The organism is Nitrospirota bacterium (genome assembly GCA_016195565.1).
Classification (GTDB): Bacteria; Nitrospirota; Thermodesulfovibrionia; order Thermodesulfovibrionales; family UBA1546; genus UBA1546.
The window spans coordinates 55,072-71,592 of record JACPZK010000005.1; the positions used below are offsets into that span (position 1 = coordinate 55,072).

At 43.9% G+C, this 16,521-nt stretch carries 21 protein-coding genes and 1 pseudogene; 14 read left to right on the plus strand and 8 right to left on the minus strand.

Going from position 1 to position 16,521, the window contains the following annotated elements:
• The first annotated feature begins 5 nt into the window (after positions 1-5).
• The 4 genes from HY035_01745 to HY035_01760 all read left to right on the plus strand — a co-directional run bounded on the left by HY035_01745 (position 6) and on the right by HY035_01760 (position 2,550).
• Positions 6-497 carry a DUF4124 domain-containing protein gene (locus HY035_01745; GenBank protein ID MBI3377114.1) on the plus strand — a complete coding sequence of 164 codons (492 nt, stop codon included), beginning with the start codon at positions 6-8 and terminating at the stop codon, positions 495-497.
• Positions 494-844, plus strand: coding sequence for an Mth938-like domain-containing protein (locus HY035_01750; GenBank protein ID MBI3377115.1), 351 nt, complete (start codon positions 494-496; stop codon positions 842-844). Before HY035_01745 ends, HY035_01750 begins: the two co-directional genes overlap by 4 nt.
• A 19-nt stretch (positions 845-863) precedes the next feature.
• A complete protein-coding gene (locus HY035_01755; GenBank protein ID MBI3377116.1) occupies positions 864-1,514 on the plus strand; it encodes an endonuclease III domain-containing protein in 651 nt (216 codons plus the stop codon).
• A gap of 193 nt (positions 1,515-1,707) precedes the next feature.
• Complete coding sequence (locus tag HY035_01760; GenBank protein ID MBI3377117.1) at positions 1,708-2,550, plus strand: 1,4-dihydroxy-6-naphthoate synthase; 843 nt, start codon at positions 1,708-1,710, stop codon at positions 2,548-2,550.
• Between the two features lie 39 nt (positions 2,551-2,589).
• On the opposite strand, the gene HY035_01765 is transcribed toward HY035_01760, so the two are convergent.
• Positions 2,590-3,231: an isoprenylcysteine carboxylmethyltransferase family protein gene (locus tag HY035_01765; protein MBI3377118.1), complete on the minus strand. Its 642-nt coding sequence runs from the start codon at positions 3,229-3,231 to the stop codon at positions 2,590-2,592.
• A gap of 111 nt (positions 3,232-3,342) precedes the next feature.
• Between HY035_01765 and HY035_01770 the strand changes: the two genes are divergently transcribed.
• The 6 genes from HY035_01770 to HY035_01795 all read left to right on the plus strand — a co-directional run bounded on the left by HY035_01770 (position 3,343) and on the right by HY035_01795 (position 10,132).
• Positions 3,343-4,605, plus strand: coding sequence for a magnesium transporter (locus HY035_01770; protein ID MBI3377119.1), 1,263 nt, complete (start codon positions 3,343-3,345; stop codon positions 4,603-4,605).
• A gap of 82 nt (positions 4,606-4,687) precedes the next feature.
• Entirely contained in the window at positions 4,688-5,929 is a 1,242-nt protein-coding gene (locus tag HY035_01775; GenBank protein MBI3377120.1) for an Nramp family divalent metal transporter, read from the plus strand.
• Positions 5,929-6,987, plus strand: coding sequence for an S-methyl-5-thioribose-1-phosphate isomerase (gene mtnA / locus HY035_01780; protein MBI3377121.1), 1,059 nt, complete (start codon positions 5,929-5,931; stop codon positions 6,985-6,987). The genes HY035_01775 and mtnA overlap by 1 nt, the downstream gene beginning before the upstream one ends.
• An 11-nt stretch (positions 6,988-6,998) precedes the next feature.
• Complete coding sequence (locus HY035_01785) at positions 6,999-7,982, plus strand: polyprenyl synthetase family protein (protein ID MBI3377122.1); 984 nt, start codon at positions 6,999-7,001, stop codon at positions 7,980-7,982.
• 1 nt (position 7,983) lies between these two features.
• A complete protein-coding gene (gene amrA, locus HY035_01790; protein MBI3377123.1) occupies positions 7,984-8,496 on the plus strand; it encodes an AmmeMemoRadiSam system protein A in 513 nt (170 codons plus the stop codon).
• Positions 8,497-8,512: 16 nt separating this feature from the next.
• Positions 8,513-10,132 carry a DUF4388 domain-containing protein gene (locus HY035_01795; protein ID MBI3377124.1) on the plus strand — a complete coding sequence of 540 codons (1,620 nt, stop codon included), beginning with the start codon at positions 8,513-8,515 and terminating at the stop codon, positions 10,130-10,132.
• A 3-nt stretch (positions 10,133-10,135) separates the two neighbouring features.
• On the opposite strand, the gene moaC is transcribed toward HY035_01795, so the two are convergent.
• Positions 10,136-10,627, minus strand: a complete 492-nt coding sequence (gene moaC / locus HY035_01800; GenBank protein ID MBI3377125.1) for a cyclic pyranopterin monophosphate synthase MoaC — start codon at positions 10,625-10,627, stop codon at positions 10,136-10,138.
• A 128-nt stretch (positions 10,628-10,755) separates the two neighbouring features.
• On the opposite strand from moaC, the gene HY035_01805 reads away from it, so the two are divergent.
• Positions 10,756-10,971, plus strand: coding sequence for a hypothetical protein (locus HY035_01805; GenBank protein MBI3377126.1), 216 nt, complete (start codon positions 10,756-10,758; stop codon positions 10,969-10,971).
• A gap of 40 nt (positions 10,972-11,011) precedes the next feature.
• Here HY035_01805 and HY035_01810 read toward each other — a convergent pair whose 3' ends face one another.
• Together HY035_01810 and HY035_01815 are read right to left on the minus strand one after the other, a co-directional pair.
• Complete coding sequence (locus tag HY035_01810) at positions 11,012-11,269, minus strand: antitoxin (protein MBI3377127.1); 258 nt, start codon at positions 11,267-11,269, stop codon at positions 11,012-11,014.
• 14 nt (positions 11,270-11,283) lie between these two features.
• The gene (locus HY035_01815) at positions 11,284-11,679 is read right to left on the minus strand and encodes a type II toxin-antitoxin system VapC family toxin (protein MBI3377128.1); all 396 of its coding nucleotides are present in this window, start codon (positions 11,677-11,679) and stop codon (positions 11,284-11,286) included.
• 331 nt (positions 11,680-12,010) lie between these two features.
• Between HY035_01815 and HY035_01820 the strand changes: the two genes are divergently transcribed.
• Positions 12,011-12,202, plus strand: coding sequence for a ferredoxin (locus HY035_01820; protein MBI3377129.1), 192 nt, complete (start codon positions 12,011-12,013; stop codon positions 12,200-12,202).
• 51 nt (positions 12,203-12,253) lie between these two features.
• Positions 12,254-12,807, plus strand: a pseudogene (locus HY035_01825) (hypothetical protein).
• Positions 12,808-12,825: 18 nt separating this feature from the next.
• On the opposite strand, the gene HY035_01830 reads toward HY035_01825, so the two are convergent.
• The 4 genes from HY035_01830 to HY035_01845 form a co-directional block, all read right to left on the minus strand.
• Positions 12,826-13,698 (minus strand): 4-hydroxy-tetrahydrodipicolinate synthase, encoded by an 873-nt coding sequence (locus HY035_01830; GenBank protein MBI3377130.1) that lies wholly within the window; start codon positions 13,696-13,698, stop codon positions 12,826-12,828.
• A 19-nt stretch (positions 13,699-13,717) separates the two neighbouring features.
• Positions 13,718-13,996, minus strand: a complete 279-nt coding sequence (locus HY035_01835; protein ID MBI3377131.1) for a PilZ domain-containing protein — start codon at positions 13,994-13,996, stop codon at positions 13,718-13,720.
• Between the two features lie 5 nt (positions 13,997-14,001).
• Positions 14,002-14,895 carry a diaminopimelate epimerase gene (locus HY035_01840; GenBank protein ID MBI3377132.1) on the minus strand — a complete coding sequence of 298 codons (894 nt, stop codon included), beginning with the start codon at positions 14,893-14,895 and terminating at the stop codon, positions 14,002-14,004.
• Between the two features lie 85 nt (positions 14,896-14,980).
• The gene (locus HY035_01845; protein ID MBI3377133.1) at positions 14,981-15,190 is read right to left on the minus strand and encodes a zinc ribbon domain-containing protein; all 210 of its coding nucleotides are present in this window, start codon (positions 15,188-15,190) and stop codon (positions 14,981-14,983) included.
• A 260-nt stretch (positions 15,191-15,450) separates the two neighbouring features.
• On the opposite strand from HY035_01845, the gene amrS reads away from it, so the two are divergent.
• On the plus strand, positions 15,451-16,464 hold the full coding sequence (amrS, locus tag HY035_01850) for an AmmeMemoRadiSam system radical SAM enzyme (protein MBI3377134.1): 1,014 nt from the start codon (positions 15,451-15,453) through the stop codon (positions 16,462-16,464).
• Positions 16,465-16,521 lie beyond the last annotated feature (57 nt).

Sequence of the window (16,521 nt, forward strand, 5' to 3'; positions counted from 1 at the left end):
AGGTTATGAAAAACTGGCTTATTCTTTTAATTGGAATTGTTTTTTTAACAATTTTTGTATCTCCTGCATCATCTGAGATTTACAAATGGAAGGATAAAGATGGAAATGTTTTTTACTCTGATTCTCCACCGCCTGGCGTTGATGTGCAGAAAAAGAAGTTCAGGGAGGACAAAATCGAAAGGCAAGAAATAAAGGAAGGCATTCATAAGTCAGAGAGCATTACGTTAAAAGGGAACAGGCCAATCAGTGATGTAAAGGTCATCATGTATATGACGTCGTGGTGCCCATATTGCAGAAAGGCAAGAGAGTATATCAATTCTCTCGGCGTAAAATTAACTGAATATGATATAGATCGCGACAAAAGCAAAAACAGTGAAATGCTGAGTAAAAGCGGAGGAGCTAAGGGAGTTCCTCTTATCGATGTCGAAGGCCTGATAATAAAGGGGTATGTGCCGGATGCTATCAAGACAGCGGTAGAAAAAAGAAGAAGTCTATGAAGATAAATGATTACTCATTCGGAAAAATCACAGTTGATAATAAGACCTATACCTCTGATGTTGTCATGTATCCTGATAAGGTTGATTCTAAATGGTGGCGCAAGGAAGGTCATTATCTCCAGCCTGCAGACCTGACGGATATAATAAATGCAAAGCCTGATATCCTGATTATCGGTACTGGTGCATCAGGAATTATGCAAGTGCCGGATGAAACGCTGAAGTTTCTTAAGGCAAAAGGCATTGAGGTTCATGTTGAGATAACTGGGAAGGCAGTTGAATTATTTAATAAATTGCAGAGCGAAAAATCAGGCAAGAGAATAATTGCTGCATTGCATCTGACGTGTTGATAACCAAAAATCATTTGAAATGAAAAACAAAAGGCTTATCTCAATCTACAGAAAACTCTTTAAATCATTTGGCCCTCAGAGCTGGTGGCCGGGGGATTCGCCCTTTGAGGTTGCAGTTGGAGCGATACTTACGCAGAACACAAATTGGGGAAATGTTGAGAAGGCGATAAATAATCTCAAAAGAGAGAAAGTCCTGAATGCAAAGGCTATTCATGATATGCCTGTAAACAGGCTGGCTTCATTGATTCGGCCTGCGGGATATTTCAATGTCAAGGCAAAGCGCCTTAAAGCATTCATTGATTTCCTGATGAATGATTATCACGGAAGCATGAAGAGGATGAAAAAAGAAGATATGCATTCACTCAGGAATAAACTTCTCAGTGTCAATGGCATAGGCCCTGAGACTGCTGACTCAATTCTTCTTTATGCGCTTGATAAGCCGATATTTGTGATTGATGCATATACCAAGAGGGTTCTATCAAGGCATAATATTTTAGGGCATGATGAACCTTATGACAGGTTTCAGGAGCTTTTCCATTCAACTCTTAGAAAAGATGTTAAGTTATTTAATGAATATCATGCATTGTTTGTGAGGGTAGGGAAGATGTTTTGTAAAACAAAACCTGTTTGTGAAAGATGCCCGTTGAATAGGAAGGAGAAAATACTATGACAGGCAGTATTGTCTTTCACTTCCTGAGATATTTTTCTACAGTTCTAAGTTCATTCCACTACAGCCTCGAAACTCACCCTTCGGGTTCAGACAGTCGAGGCCGTGGACGCTTCATTTCACTAAGAACTGTTACCGAAAAATCTCTAAAGTCGTTCAAGCCAACACTGCCTGTTACAAGCGTGAGGCTCGACCAATGAGAACTCTTTCTCTTGGATACTCCCCCTGTCCGAATGACACGTTCATCTTCTATGCGCTCGTGCATGGGAAGATAGATACCGGTGATTTGAAGTTCAATGAAATTCTTCTTGATGTGGAGACACTGAACCAGATGGCTTTGAAAGGCAAGCTTGATATAACAAAGGCTTCATACAATGCATTCGGTAGCCTGCGTGAGGATTACTGTCTTCTGCGTTCAGGCGGAGCGCTTGGAAGGGGATGCGGGCCATTGGTTGTGGCTTCTAAAGAATGTGAAATGAAAGATTTGAAGGGGAAGACAATAGCAATCCCCGGAGAGCTTACCACAGCTTATCTTCTTTTACAGCTTTATGACCCTGATTTCAGGAGTAATGTCAAAGCGATGCCGTTTCATGAAATTATGGGTGCGGTTAAAGAAGGAAAGGCTGATGCAGGGCTGATAATTCATGAAGGAAGATTTACTTATCCATCCTATGGGCTGAAAAAGATTATTGACCTCGGCGAGTGGTGGGAAGAGGAAACAGGCCTGCCGATACCACTTGGCTGCATAATTGCAAAGAGAAGTCTCGGAATAGAATTAATAGAAAAGCTGGGAAGGCTGATAAGGGAGAGTGTGCTTTATGCTATGAGCCGCAGGGATGAGCCTGTGAAATATATAAAAGAGCATTCACAGGAGCTTGATGATTCTGTTATTGATGAACATATCAAGCTCTATGTCAATGATTATTCGATTGACATTGGCGATAACGGTATAAGAGCCGTAAGGAAGCTTCTGGACATGGCAGAAGAAAGAGGGATAATAAAAAAATCGTCAAAGCCGCTATTTATAAGGTTGGATTAGTATACTGTCTAAGTGGGATATAATATCTTCGCTTAACTTCTATTTATTTTTTCTAATCTTCGGCAAAAACCTTGGGACCTGTTTCATGTATTCAGCGTATTCATCGCCGAATATTTTAATCAACCGTTTCTCTTCCATGAATGCTCCGAAGATGAAGTAGATATCAGCAAGGATGCTCACAGCGAGCCAGTTCCTTGTTATGTTAGGCTCAAATGTGAAAATAATTATTCCTGCAAGGTAAAGCGGATGCCTGACAAAACCATAAACACCTGTCTTCACAAGCCTTGTCTGTGTTATCCCTTCAGCATCTCCTTTAACCTCTTTTTTTGTGATGTATCTCCAAACCTGTGTAATTCCCATAAACTCATGAGAGGTTAGAACCTTAAAAGAAAGTGTGCCGAATATAAGGCCAGTAATCTGAATTGCGTGCATTGCCCACCTGAACCATGCCGGTCCCCTGAACAAATAAACATCAGGTATCATGTTTATAAAATAAATTGCAATTAGTAATGTAATTATGCTGAAGCAGGTATAAATGAACCTGTAGAAAACCTTCACAAATGTCTCACCCAAAAGCCTCTGCGTTTGGGACTTAATGAAAGATGTCACGCAGAGAGAGTGGATAAAGGCAAATGATAAGAATATCAGTATCACTCTCCCTATGGCTTCATACCAGGTCATGGAAGTATTGTATACTAATCAGCTTTATTCATGATATTTTCATATTGCTGAAATAAAAACCGGTAAGCTATACTTTATAATCAGCAGTTAAGAAAATTTCAGGAGATAGAGATGCCTTTTTTCAGTGAACTTTTTGTAAGTGAAATATTAAGAAAGCCTGTCCTGGACCCGAGAGGCGAAGAACTCGGCAAGGTGAAGGACCTGGTTGTTGTTAAAGGCGAGCCATTGCCAAAGATTTCCAACCTTGTTATTGAGAAGAAAAGAAAGCTCTTTAATCTTCCATGGAGTGATTTGAGCATATTCAATAAAAGGATAATCGCTGCGAATATTTACGGCGCAAGGCTTCAGTCCTACGAACTCAGCGAGCAAGACCTCCTTGTGGCAAGGGATATTTTTGATAAGCAGATAGTTGATGCAAATGGAGCAAAGGTTGTGAGAGTGAATGACGTCAAGCTCGAAGGACTTAATACAGAGGCAGTGCTTTTAGCTGTTGACGTGGGGATGAGAGGAATAATGAGGAGGCTTGGAGTTGAGAGAGGCGGAGAAGACCTGATGAGGCTTCTCAGGATGCATCTGCCGTACAATCTTATAAGCTGGAATTATATACAGCCGCTGGAACCAAAACTTACTGCAATATCACTTACAGTTCCGAGACAGATGGTGGCTGATCTGCATCCTGCGGACCTGGCAGCGATAATAAGCCAGGTTTCTCACAAAGAGGGCGCTATTCTGTTTAAGGGCCTTGATGCGGAAACAGCTGCTGAGGCGCTTTCAGAACTTGAACCTGAGACACAGGCGGCAATAATAACAGGAATGGATACTGATAAAGCCGCTGATATAATAGAGGAGATGCCTCCTGATGAAGCTGCTGATGTCATAAGCGACCTGTCCGCAGAAAAGGCGCAGGAAATTTTAGGCAGTCTTGAAAAAGAGGATGCAGAGGACATTCAGGAACTTATGGGACATGAAGAAGACACGGCAGGCGGTATTATGACAAATGCGTTTATAGCGTACAGGCCTGAAACGAGCGTAAAGGAGGCTATCGAAAGCTTCAGAAGAGATGCAGAAGAAGTTGAGACCATCTATTATATATATGTAACGGATGCGGAAGAGAAACTCAAAGGGGTGGTGTCGCTTAGGGAAATTCTGCTTTCTCCGCCTGAAACAAAACTGTCAGATATTATGGTGACCAAGTTCAAGACAGTCACGCCTGAGATTGATGAAATGCAGGTTGCCGGTATTATATCGAAGTATAACCTTGTTGCGCTTCCGGTTGTTGACAGCGAAGGGTTTCTACTCGGCATTGTTACAGTGGATGATATTATTGACAGGATTCTGCCGCCGGCAGCAAAGCATAAGAGAAGAAGGGTATGAAAATACAAGTTAAGAGTTTAGAATTAAAAGTTAGAAATTAAAACCTAAAACAGGCAATGCAGATTAGCAGAGGAAAGTTCTGATGAAATTTAGCAAAAAAGTTCTCCTGTTCCTGAGTGTAATGGGGCCCGGCATCATAACTGCGAATATAGATAATGATGCAAGCGGGATTACCACTTATTCTGTGGCAGGCGCAAGATTCGGCTATGCGCTTCTCTGGACATTGATACCCACGACTGTTGCGCTTGTTGTGATTCAGGAGATGGTTGCAAGGATGGGAGTTGTCACAGGCAAGGGGCTTTCAGATTTGATAAGAGAAAACTATGGCGTAAAATCAACATTCTATATGATGGCAGCCCTCCTCATCGCAAATTTCGGCACAACTCTCGCTAATTTCGCAGGATGGGCAGCGTCAATGGATATCCTCGGATTAAGCAAGTACGTGATGGTTCCTGTTGGCGCGGTGTCAGTCTGGTTCCTTGTTACAAAAGGCAGTTACAGGTCAGTTGAGAGAGTGCTGCTCTTTGCATGCCTTTTATATTTCGGGTATGTTATCTCGGGGTTCATGGCAAAACCTGACTGGATTCCTGTTTTTAAGAACACACTTGTGCCTCAGATAAAGTGGGATTCCGAATATGCGATACTCAGCATAGCAATAATAGGCACAACAATAACACCGTGGATGCAGTTTTACCTCCAGTCATCTATTGCAGAGAAGGGAATAAGAAAAGAGGATTATAAGGCATCCAGGCTTGATGTGATACTGGGATGTTCTATAACGGACATAATTGCATTTTTCATTATAGTTACATGCGCAGCCACGCTTTTTCCGTCAGGCATAAGGATAAATGAGGCCTCGGAGGCTGCAATTGCGCTCAAACCGCTTGCTGGAGAATATGCGTCTTTCATATTCGCTCTCTGCCTTGCCAACGGTTCGCTTCTTGGAGTGATAATAGTCCCGCTGGCAACAGCATATTACATATGCGAGGCAATGGGGTGGGAAGCGGGTATCAATAAAACATTCAGAGAAGCGCCTCAGTTTATGTGGATATACACAGCGCTCATAGTTGTTTCTGCCTTGGTGATATTGATTCCCGGCGCACCGCTAGTTTTTCTTATGATTCTGGCGTCTGTTGTAAACGGCATATTGCTCCCTTTTGTGCTGATATATGCGCTGTCGCTGGTGAACAACGCAAAGATAATGGGAGAATATGTAAACCCGAAGAGTTATAATTACATAACTTGGGGCACAGTAGTGGTTATAATCTGTCTCACTGTATTTTTTGTGGTTACAAGCATAATACCTGCAGGAGGAAAGATTTAATGGTAAAAGCAATAGAGTGGAAAGACGGGAAAGTTATTATGCTTGATCAGAGCAGGCTTCCTGTGGAAGTGAAGTTCATTGAGTGCGCTGATTATCATATCATTGCCGAGGGCATAAAAAAACTCTGGATAAGAGGCGCTCCCGCAATCGGCATAGCAGCGGCAATGGGGATAGCTCTCGGCGCACAGGATATAACGGCAAAGAATTACAGGGACTTCATGAAAGGAATAGAAGTTATATGCAACGAACTTCTTGCCACAAGGCCTACGGCAGTAAATATAAAATGGGCTGTTGAGAGGATAAAAAGGCTTTTAAAAGAGAGACGCGGTGAATCGGTTGCCCGGTTAAAGGAACTTCTCATTGAAGAGGCAAAAAAGATACATGAGGAAGATATTGAGGTTAATAAGGCAATAGGAAGATGGGGCGCGCAGTTTATAAAAGACGGCGATACAGTTCTCACTCACTGTAATGCAGGCGCTCTTGCAACAGGCGGGTACGGCACGGCAACAGCGCCGATATTTGTCGCAATAGAACAGGGCAAGAAAATACAGGTCATAGCTGATGAGACAAGGCCTGTGCTTCAGGGAGCGAGGCTTACCGCATGGGAACTGATGCAGGCAGGAGTGCCTGTGACGCTTATAACAGACAACTCTGCGGGCGCTCTCATGAAAAAAGGCGAGATAGACCTTGCTATTGTCGGCACTGACAGGACTGTCAGGAACGGAGATGTAGCTAACAAAATCGGGACATATTCTGTAGCTGTATTATGCAAAGAGCATAAGATACCATTCTATGTTGCTGCGCCGCTCAACAGCATTGATTTTTCAATTTCAACAGGCGATAAGATTCCGATAGAAGAGAGAGGCGCAGAGGAAGTTACGCATATATTCGGCAGCTGCCAGATTGCGCCTGACAACGTGAAAGTGAGAAATATGGCATTTGATGTTACCCCTGCAAAATATGTGACGGCAATTATCACTGAAAAGGGCGCATTCAGGCCGAAAGACCTGAAGAAGCTGTCAAAAAAAGGCGTAAACATTGAAGAGTACAGGCTCTGAGATAATTAAGCATGATTAAGACAACGGATATTAAAAAGGTTTTTGATGCGTATGAAAAGGAATTAAGTCTCGTTGAGGCTAAACTTGAAGGACTGTTCCAAAGCGAAGCTCCTCTCATACCGCTGATAGGCAAGTATCTGCTTGAGAGCGGCGGCAAGAGATTAAGGCCGCTTTTCCTGCTTTCAAGCGCAAGGCTTGCAGGCTATAAGGGGGATGAACATATAGCGCTTGCAGGCATCATAGAACTGATACATATGGCATCGCTGCTTCATGATGATGTTGTTGACGCTGCAAAGATACGCAGGGGCAGGCCGGCAGCCCATTCAGTATGGGGGAATCAGATTGTGATTCTGGTTGGAGATTTTCTGTATTCAAATGCCCTTAGAAAAGCTGTGTCCTTCAAAGATCAGAGAATAATGGAGGCCCTTTCAGAGGCAACAACGAGCATGACAGAAGGAGAGATTCTGCAGCTTCAGAAGACCGCTGATATCAATATTACAGAGGACGAATATATAAAAATAATATCTGCCAAGACAGGCTTGCTCATATCAGCGGCATGCAGGATTGGCGCAATACTGAGTTCCGAGCTGCTCGGAGCTGAAGAAAATGCCTTTGCAATGTTCGGGCTCAAGGCAGGCACGGCTTTCCAGATGGCTGATGATATTCTTGATTACATGGCAGAAGAGAGCGAGCTTGGCAAGAAACTCGGCAAGGACATAGGAGAGGGAAAGATAACATTGCCTGTTATTTATCTTTTAAAAAATGCCTCGGCTGATGAGAAAGAGGAAATAAAACGGATAATAGAAAAACCCTCGGAAGAAGGACTCAGGCGGATTCTCGTGCTCTTCAGGCAGTACAGCGTTCTGAAAGAGTCACTCAAAAGGGCACAGGCTCTTGTTGATGAGGCAAAGGATGAGCTTTCCATATTCCCTGACTCTCCTGACAGGGACGCCATGCTGAGCCTTGCCGACTATGCAATATCAAGAGATAAATAATATGCATCCATTGGTCAAACTTGCAAGGCAGACAGTAGAGATTTATGTTAATGAACGCCGTGTGATAGAGCCTCCGAGCAGCTCGGAGCTTGCGCCTGAGATGAAACAAAAGGCAGGAACATTTGTCTCTATAAAAAAACACGGAGAATTAAGAGGCTGCATAGGAACTTTCATTCCTTCCTGCGAGAATGTTGCCGGGGAGATTATAAGAAACGCAATATGCGCTGCAACACAGGACCCCAGATTCCACTGTGTTGAAAAGGAAGAACTGAGCGAGCTTGCTTATTCTGTTGATGTCCTGACTCCGCCTGAAGAGGTTAAAGACCTTAAAGACCTGAATCCTAAAAAATATGGGGTAATAGTCTCAAAAGGGCAGAGGAAAGGATTGCTTCTGCCTGACCTTGAAGGTGTTGACACTGTTGAAGAGCAGCTTCGCATTGCAAAGACGAAGGCAGGCATATATGATAATGAGGAAGTTAAAATCTTCAGGTTTGAGGTTAAAAGATACCGCTAACTGATAAGATAAAGCCATGGCAATATCATTTAAAGGCAGTCTAAGAGAATACAGCCTTCCAAAAATACTGACCAATCTTAACAGGAAACAGGCAACGGGAACCATGGTAGTCAGCACACCTAACTTTACCAAGAAGGCGTATTTGGTAAAGGGCGATGCCGTATTTGCCGCATCATCATACGAGGACGACAGGCTCGGAGAAATGCTGCTTAAGGCAGGGAAGATTACAGTTGAGCAGTACGATAAATCTGTGGAGATATTAAAAAGAACAAAGAAAAGACTGGGCGCAATCCTTGTGGAGCTTGGCTATCTGACGCCTAAAGACCTTTTCTGGGGAGTTAAATATCAGGTAAAAGAAATAATCTGCAGCCTTTTTCAGCTTGAAGACGCTGAATGTGAATTTATGGAAGGCAATGTGCCGACAGATGAGGTCATAACACTCAAGATGAGCATGGGCAATCTTATCCATGAAGGGGTGAAAAGGATAGATAACTGGACCAGGATACGGAGAGAGCTGCCTGATACAGGGATTGCATTAAAGCTTTCAAAAGACCCTATAAACCTTTTTCAGGATGTGGAGCTGAGCCCCTATGACAAGAAACTTCTCTCTACCATAGACGGCAAAAAAACAATCAAAGAGATTATTGACAGTTCATGGATGAATTCATTTGAAGCGATGAAGACTATCTATGTCCTCTGGTCTATCGGAATCCTTGAAGAAAAGATAGCTGAGAAGGAGGAAGTGAAAGAAGAGGCAGGCGAAACTGTATCATTGGACGATCTGCTTCAGCCCTTTGCAGAGGAAGAGGATGCGCTAATCAAAAAAGTTGAAGAGATATATTCAAATCTTGACAGGCTCAAACTGAACGAACTCCTTGAGGTCGGCGAAGATGCGGATGTGGATACAATTAAAAAGAATTACTACAGGCTTGCGCGGGAATTCCATCCTGACAGATACTTTAACACCTCTGATGCCGCGCTGAAGGATAAGCTGACAGCAGTGTTTGACGCACTTACAGCAGCATATACTGTTTTGAAGGATGATTTTAAGAGGAAGGAATATTTTGATTCTCCCGGCAAGCAAACAGGCGAGGCGCTGGCGGAAAAAATGCAGATGGAAGAAATACAAACAGAGGCGGCACAAGAGGAAATGCCTGAAGAAGAAATACATATAAAAGAAATATCTTGGGGAGAAGTGCATTTGGAAGGAACGCCGGAGGAAAAGGTAAAGGAAGAAGAAATAAAGGAAGAAAAAGAAATCGTGAAGGACAAAGGAGAGGGACTGTTCAAGCGAGGTGTTGATGAATTCAAGAAAGGCAAATTTGAGGATGCTGTTGCTCTTTTCAGGCAAGCCACAGAGGTAGATGCTGAAAAACCGCAGTATTGGAGCTATCTCTCTCTGTCACTTTCAAAGGTCCCTCATAAAATGAAGGAAGCTGAAGATGCCTTGCTTAAGGCAATAAAACTTGAACCCTTAAACGGAGAGCATTATGTGAATCTCGGCTCCCTGTATCTTAAGGCAGGCCTGCACAAGAGGGCATCAGGACAGTTTGAGAAGGCCTTGAAATTTGACCCCGGAAATGTAAATGCACAGAAAGGGCTGAAACAGGCAAAGGAGAGTAAAGTGAAGAGTTGAAAGTTAAAAGTTGCGAATTCTTTTTCTTTTAAATATTCCGCTTTTCCCGCCGCGTTTTTCCATAAGCATAATATCAGAGATAACCATTCCCTTATCAACTGCCTTGCACATGTCATAGATTGTGAGCGCGGCGGCAGATACAGCAGTAAGCGCCTCCATCTCAACGCCTGTCTGTCCTGTTATCTTAACGCGTGATTCTATATCTATTCTGCTTTTTTTCTCATCAAGTTTGAAGTCAATATCAACAGATGTGATATTAAGAGGATGGCAGAGAGGGATAATCTCGGATGTCCTTTTTGCAGCCATAATCCCGGCAAGTTTTGCAACATTCAAAACATCGCCTTTTGAGAGCTTGCCTGCTTTTATGAGTTTAAAAGTCTCTTTTTTCATAGAGACAGAGCCTCTTGCAACAGCCATTCTTTCGGTCAATGGTTTTGAGCCTACATCAACCATTTTAGGCCTGCCCTTTTCGTCTATGTGGGTAAGTTTTTTCACGGATCTAATATATCATTTTGATGGGTTTATAGGCAATTGTCTACGGCAGGGTTCTCAGTTGTTTTGACAGAATGTTGCGTATATGGTAAATTTTAATAAAAGATTCCCAAACAAAGGAGATTGCGAACATGAAACAAGCAACAGCAAGCAGCAGCGTTGACATGCTCCATAAAATAGATGCTATTGAAAAAGAGATTATGGGTTTAAAGTTGTCGGTCATCAAAAAACTTACGCCGACCGGCAAGAAAATAATATCTCTCAAGGGCATTCTTAAAGGCATTGACGTCACCGATGAGGATGTTGCATCCGCAAAGCAGTCCCTATATAGTAAAATTGGGATATAATCATCCATGAATCCCGTCTTCCACATTTTATAAGATATAGTTACTTCCACATGCCCTCATCTATGGCCTCAAAGTCTTTTATTCGTTTCTGAAACTCGGCATACTCCTTATCGCTCCATGTGCCTGCAAGATGATCAAGGTCGGTATGCACTACCATCCGCGACTTCTTTTTCAGCCCTAAGTCCTCCTTCAAAATTCTCAGTAAAACAGTATTAATGCTCGTGCCTTCCTGTTTCGCCTTTTCTTTAATCGCCTTTTTCATAGAATCATCAAGTCCTCTAAGTGTCACGACTGCCATGCGTACCTCCTTTGCTACCCCTCATTAAACAATATAAGACTGTCTATATTGCCAAAATGCCCATCGTCGGTGAAAAGCGACAGCCCATGCCTCATTGCAGAGGCAGCCACCCAGATGTCATTCGCCGGAATCGGTTTGCCCTTCCTCTTTAAATCCCAATAAATCTTGGCATAAAACTCAGCAGTTTCCTCATCCAACGGGAGGACATAAACCCGTGCAGAATCGAGAAACTGCTCAAGCTCTTTTCTGTTTTTAGCCTCCTTGCTGCCGCCCTTGAACCCACTCAATAATTCGCCTAACGCAATTATGTTTACGCCTATGTACTCAACGGTTCTGAACACCTGCAAAGCACGATGGTCATTCCTCTTAAAAGCGGCATAGGTGTTTGTATCTATGAGAATTCTTTTCATATTGCTTCTTTAGTTCAAATTCATAGCGTGCATCTAAAAAATGATAGCATATTGACGGTATATTTTGCTATCATCCTCCCTCAGCGATTGCTGAGCGGTCTTGCCCGCCGAGGAGGGATTGCTCTGCACGTTTTAAAATAATCATTTAATAGAACCGTCCCCTTTTCCGTTCTCTCGTCCCCTTTTCCGTTCTCTGACAGAATGTGTATTTTATCAGTTTTTAGACAGGCTCCACATCCCAAGTCTATCGCTGAGCAGCTACAAACGTATCTAATCAAAATCTCCGGTTTGGATGTGTATCGCGCAAGTCCATTATGGTAGAATGTGTAGCATGAATGTCAGAGTTGATGAGGATAAGTGCATCGGCTGCGGGACGTGCCAGGAGATATGCCCTGCGGTTTTTTATCTGAATGAGGTGACGGGAAAATCAAAGGTTGTGGACCCTGACGGGTGCGATTATGCAGGTTGCTGCGAGGCAGCGGAAGAGAACTGCCCGGTTGAAGCGATTATGCTTGAAGAATGATTTTTATAACTTACTTTCTGCGCCGAAATCAAATAGTCTGGAGAATAAAGTATGGAACGAGTGAAAATTGTATTGTGCGGCATGGTAATGGTCTTCATTTTGAGTGGTTGTGCCACAACCGGCGGTAAAACCACTCAAGACAAACGCCAGTCTATTCTCTCCATGAGAGACGAAGTTCTGAGCTTTATAAAATACACCCTCAGGCAAGAGCCGAGATTGCAGCGGCGCCGGGTTATGCAGTTTTCAGCAACGTCAACATCAATATAATTTTCGCCAGCTTCGGCGGCGGCTATGGGGTTGTTAACGACAATAAAACCGGCAGGCCCGTTTTCATGAAAATGGGAGAGGTCGGTATCGGGTTAGGGCTTGGCGTTAAGGATTTTCGCGCTGTATTTATATTCCATGACAGGGCAACTCTGACAAAGTTCATCAACAGCGGCTGGGAATTCGGGGGGCATGCCGATGCAGCGGCTAAGGCTGGCGACAAAGGCGCAGCTGTTGGAGGCGAAGCCTTGATCGATGGCATAACTATTTATCAGTTAACGAAGAGCGGGCTGGCGCTTCAGGTTACGGTTAAAGGAACAAGACGACGAGTTGAATTGAGCAATCTCAGCGCCGCCTTTTTAAATCAGCCCGTAATCCTTCAATGCCTTTTTCAGCTTGTCTTTATTCGCATCGGCCATCTCGCAGAGCGGAAGCCTGAATTCCTCTTTTATCTTTCCCATCATTGCAAGCGCTGTCTTAGCGGGTATCGGGTTTGTCTCTATGAACATGGAGGCATTCAGAGGCTCTAATTTGTAATGCAGTTTTCTCGCCTTTGCTATATCTCCCTTTTCCCAGGCAGCGCACATGTCGGAAACATCCTTCGGCGCTACATTCGCAGAAACAGAGATTACGCCTTTTCCGCCGAGCGCAAGGAGTGTGAGTGTTGTAAAATCATCGCCTGAAATGACCGATATCCTGTCGCCGCACAGCCTTATAACCTCGCTTACCTGTTTCATGTCTCCGGTTGCCTCTTTTATGGCAGCTATATTTTTAATTTCTGCAAGGCGCGCAACTGTTGAAGGCAGGATGTTGGAGGCAGTCCTTCCCGGCACGTTGTAAAGAACAATGGGAATATCAACAGCCTTTGCCACTGCTTTGTAATGCCTGTAGATGCCTTCCTGTGTGGGCTTGTTGTAGTAAGGAGAGACAAGCAAAGCTCCATCAGCGCCGGCCTTCTCTGCTTTTTTTGTTATCATTATTGTTTCATCAGTGGCGTTTGCTCCTGTTCCTGCTATTACAGGGATGCGTTTATTCACAGTCTTGACTGTTATCTCTATTACCCTGTAGTGTTCTTCGTAGTCAAGGGTTGCTGATTCTCCTGTAGTTCCGCACGGCACAATGGCATTGGTCCCCTGCTTTATATGCCACTCTATTAAATTGCATAAAGCCTTTTCATCAACCTTGCCTTTTTTAAAAGGTGTGACTATCGCAACTGTTGAGCCCTTAAACATATTCGCCTCCTCTCTATGTTTATACAAACTTTACGCCGACTCTGTATATGCCCTTAATTTCTCCGTTCCCGCTCCATCTGATAACTCCTACCTTATGCTTCATGTTGGTATTCAATCTCAGCACATGCCCCGGTTCAAGCGGATAGTCTGTCTTAATGCCTATCCCGCCCTCGCTGATATCAATACCTCTTGCCACAAGGTTCAATATCTTTGTGTCTATGACGTCAAGAACAGTCACAGCGCAATAAAAAGTTTCGATATAAGGTTTCCTTTCAAACTGTCTTTGCTCAAGCATCATCCCCCCTATAATTTAATATTTATCTGCCCTGTAAATACTTCCTCTGCAGTACCTGTCATATAAATATGGTTATCTTTGGCCCACTCAATAATTAAATCCCCTCCTGCGAGATGTACTGTAACATTCTTCTTTGTAAGCCCCTTGAGGCTGGAGGCAACAGCAACGGCAGATGCCCCTGTGCCGCATGCCATTGTCTCGCCGGCGCCTCTTTCCCATACTCTCATTTTTATCTCCGAGCGGTTTAATATCTCTATGAATTCTACGTTAGTTCTTTTAGGGAAAATCTCATGCATTTCAAGCAGCGGCCCGTAATAAGTTACAGGGAAAGCCATAACGTTGTCAACAACTATTACAGCATGAGGATTGCCCATAGAGACACAGGTTATTTTGAACTCCCTGTCCTCAATCTTTAAGGGATAGTCAATGATTAGTTTAGAGTTAGGAGTTAAGTCTATCCGACCCGTAGGGAGTTTTGAATTTTGAATTTTGAATTTTGAATTTATTTTTACCGGTATTTTTTCAAGTTCAAAAACCGGTTCTCCCATGTCAACCCTTACCATAGCGCCTTTTTTTTCAGACTTTATTATGCCTGCGGGTGTTTCAATATTAAGAATGGCTTTTCCGGATAACCTTCTGCTCCAGATATATCCGGCAAGGCATCTTATGCCGTTGCCGCACATCTCCACCTCGCTGCCATCAGCGTTAAATATCCGCATCTTGAAATCAGCGGTTCCGGACGGATAAAGCAGGAGCATCTGGTCAGCGCCTATGCCGAACTGCCTGTGGCAGAGTTTTTTGCTTAGAACTTTTAACTCTTCACTTTTAACTTTGAACTTCTGCGTAATGCAGTCAATGAGGATGAAGTCATTGCCGATGCCGTGCATCTTTGTAAAATTAATCGTCACTTTGCTAATCCCTAATCCCCAAAACCTAATCCCTGCTCTTTGTAATTGCCGAGCTCACGGCTCAGCAGGAAGAGACTCCTCAGCCACCGCCGCCACCGCATGCCCTGCCTGAAGCAGAGGGGCTGAATGTATCGCCTCCGGCAGCAGAGCATGAGAACGCGGACAGCAGTTTTTTTACAACATTAGAACCACAATCAGGGCATCTTGTATCTTTCTCTGATGTCCCTGTTTTTTGCAGGACTGAAAATGACCTTTTGCATTTACTGCATTTATATTCGTAAATCGGCATCTTTTACCTCCATGTGTAATATTTTATTTTGCACATCTGCATCTTTTAAGTCAATTGAGACTCTGCTATAATCCAATTATGAAACATCATGACCCCTCACCCTAACCCTCTCCCACAAGGGGAGAGGGAACATGACGGGATAACTCTCCCGCGGGGGAGAGGGAAATTAATAGTACCTCCCTGATGGGAGGGATTCCACATTTATATCCCCCGCCCTTGATGGGAGGGGGCGCGGGGGAGGGTGAAAGAGGTATTTTCAGATGAAAGAGGCAATGCTTTACGAGAAACTCGGCGATAAAAAGGTAAGATGCTTTCTCTGCAGCCACAGGTGTCTTATCTCGAGCGGAAAACGGGGGATATGCGCTGTCAGGGAGAACCTGGACGGCGCTCTTTTCAGTCTCGTATACGGCAAGGTTGTCGCTTCTAATGCAGACCCGATAGAGAAAAAACCGCTTTTCCATTTCCTGCCGGGCTCATCTTCCTTCTCCATAGCAACAGCAGGATGTAACCTGAGGTGCCGGCACTGCCAGAACTATGAGATATCCCAGTTCCCGAGGGAAAGGCCTGACGTTCCGATACCCGGAGAGGATATGACGCCTGAAGAGGTAGTGAACATGGCAGAGAGATACGGGTGCAAGAGCATAGCTTATACATATACAGAGCCTACGATATTTTTTGAATTCGCATATGACTGTGCAATGCTTGCAAAAGGAAAGGGGATAAAGAATGTATTTGTCAGCAATGGGTTCATGACGCCTGAAAGCGTAAGGGCTATTGCGCCGTATCTTGACGGGAACAACATTGACCTCAAAGGCAGCGAGAAGTTTTATAAGGAGGTATGCGGGGCAAAAGCTGAGCCTGTCAGGGATACGATAAGGCTTATGAAAGAGCTTGGCGTATGGGTGGAGGTTACAACATTGATAATCCCGGGTTATAACGATGCGGAGGAAGATTTGAAGAGCATTGCCGAATTCATAAAATCTGTTGACCCTGCCATCCCGTGGCATGTTACACAGTTCTATCCAACTTATAAGTTAACAGATGCGCCGCGCACTCCTATCAAGACGCTGAGATGGGCGCGTCAGATGGGCTTTGACACAGGGCTTAAGTATGTTTATGAAGGGAATGTGCCGGGCGAAGGAGGCGAGAATACCTATTGCCCGAATTGCAGGGAACTGCTTATCCGGAGATTCGGCTTCAGCATTCAAGAAAACAGGATAAAAGACGGGAAGTGTTTAAGCTGCGGTGCGGCAATAGAGGGGGTGTGGAGTTAACAGCCGAAAAATAGACATAGAATTATGAACCCGTTGATTTATCTGTCATTGCGAGAA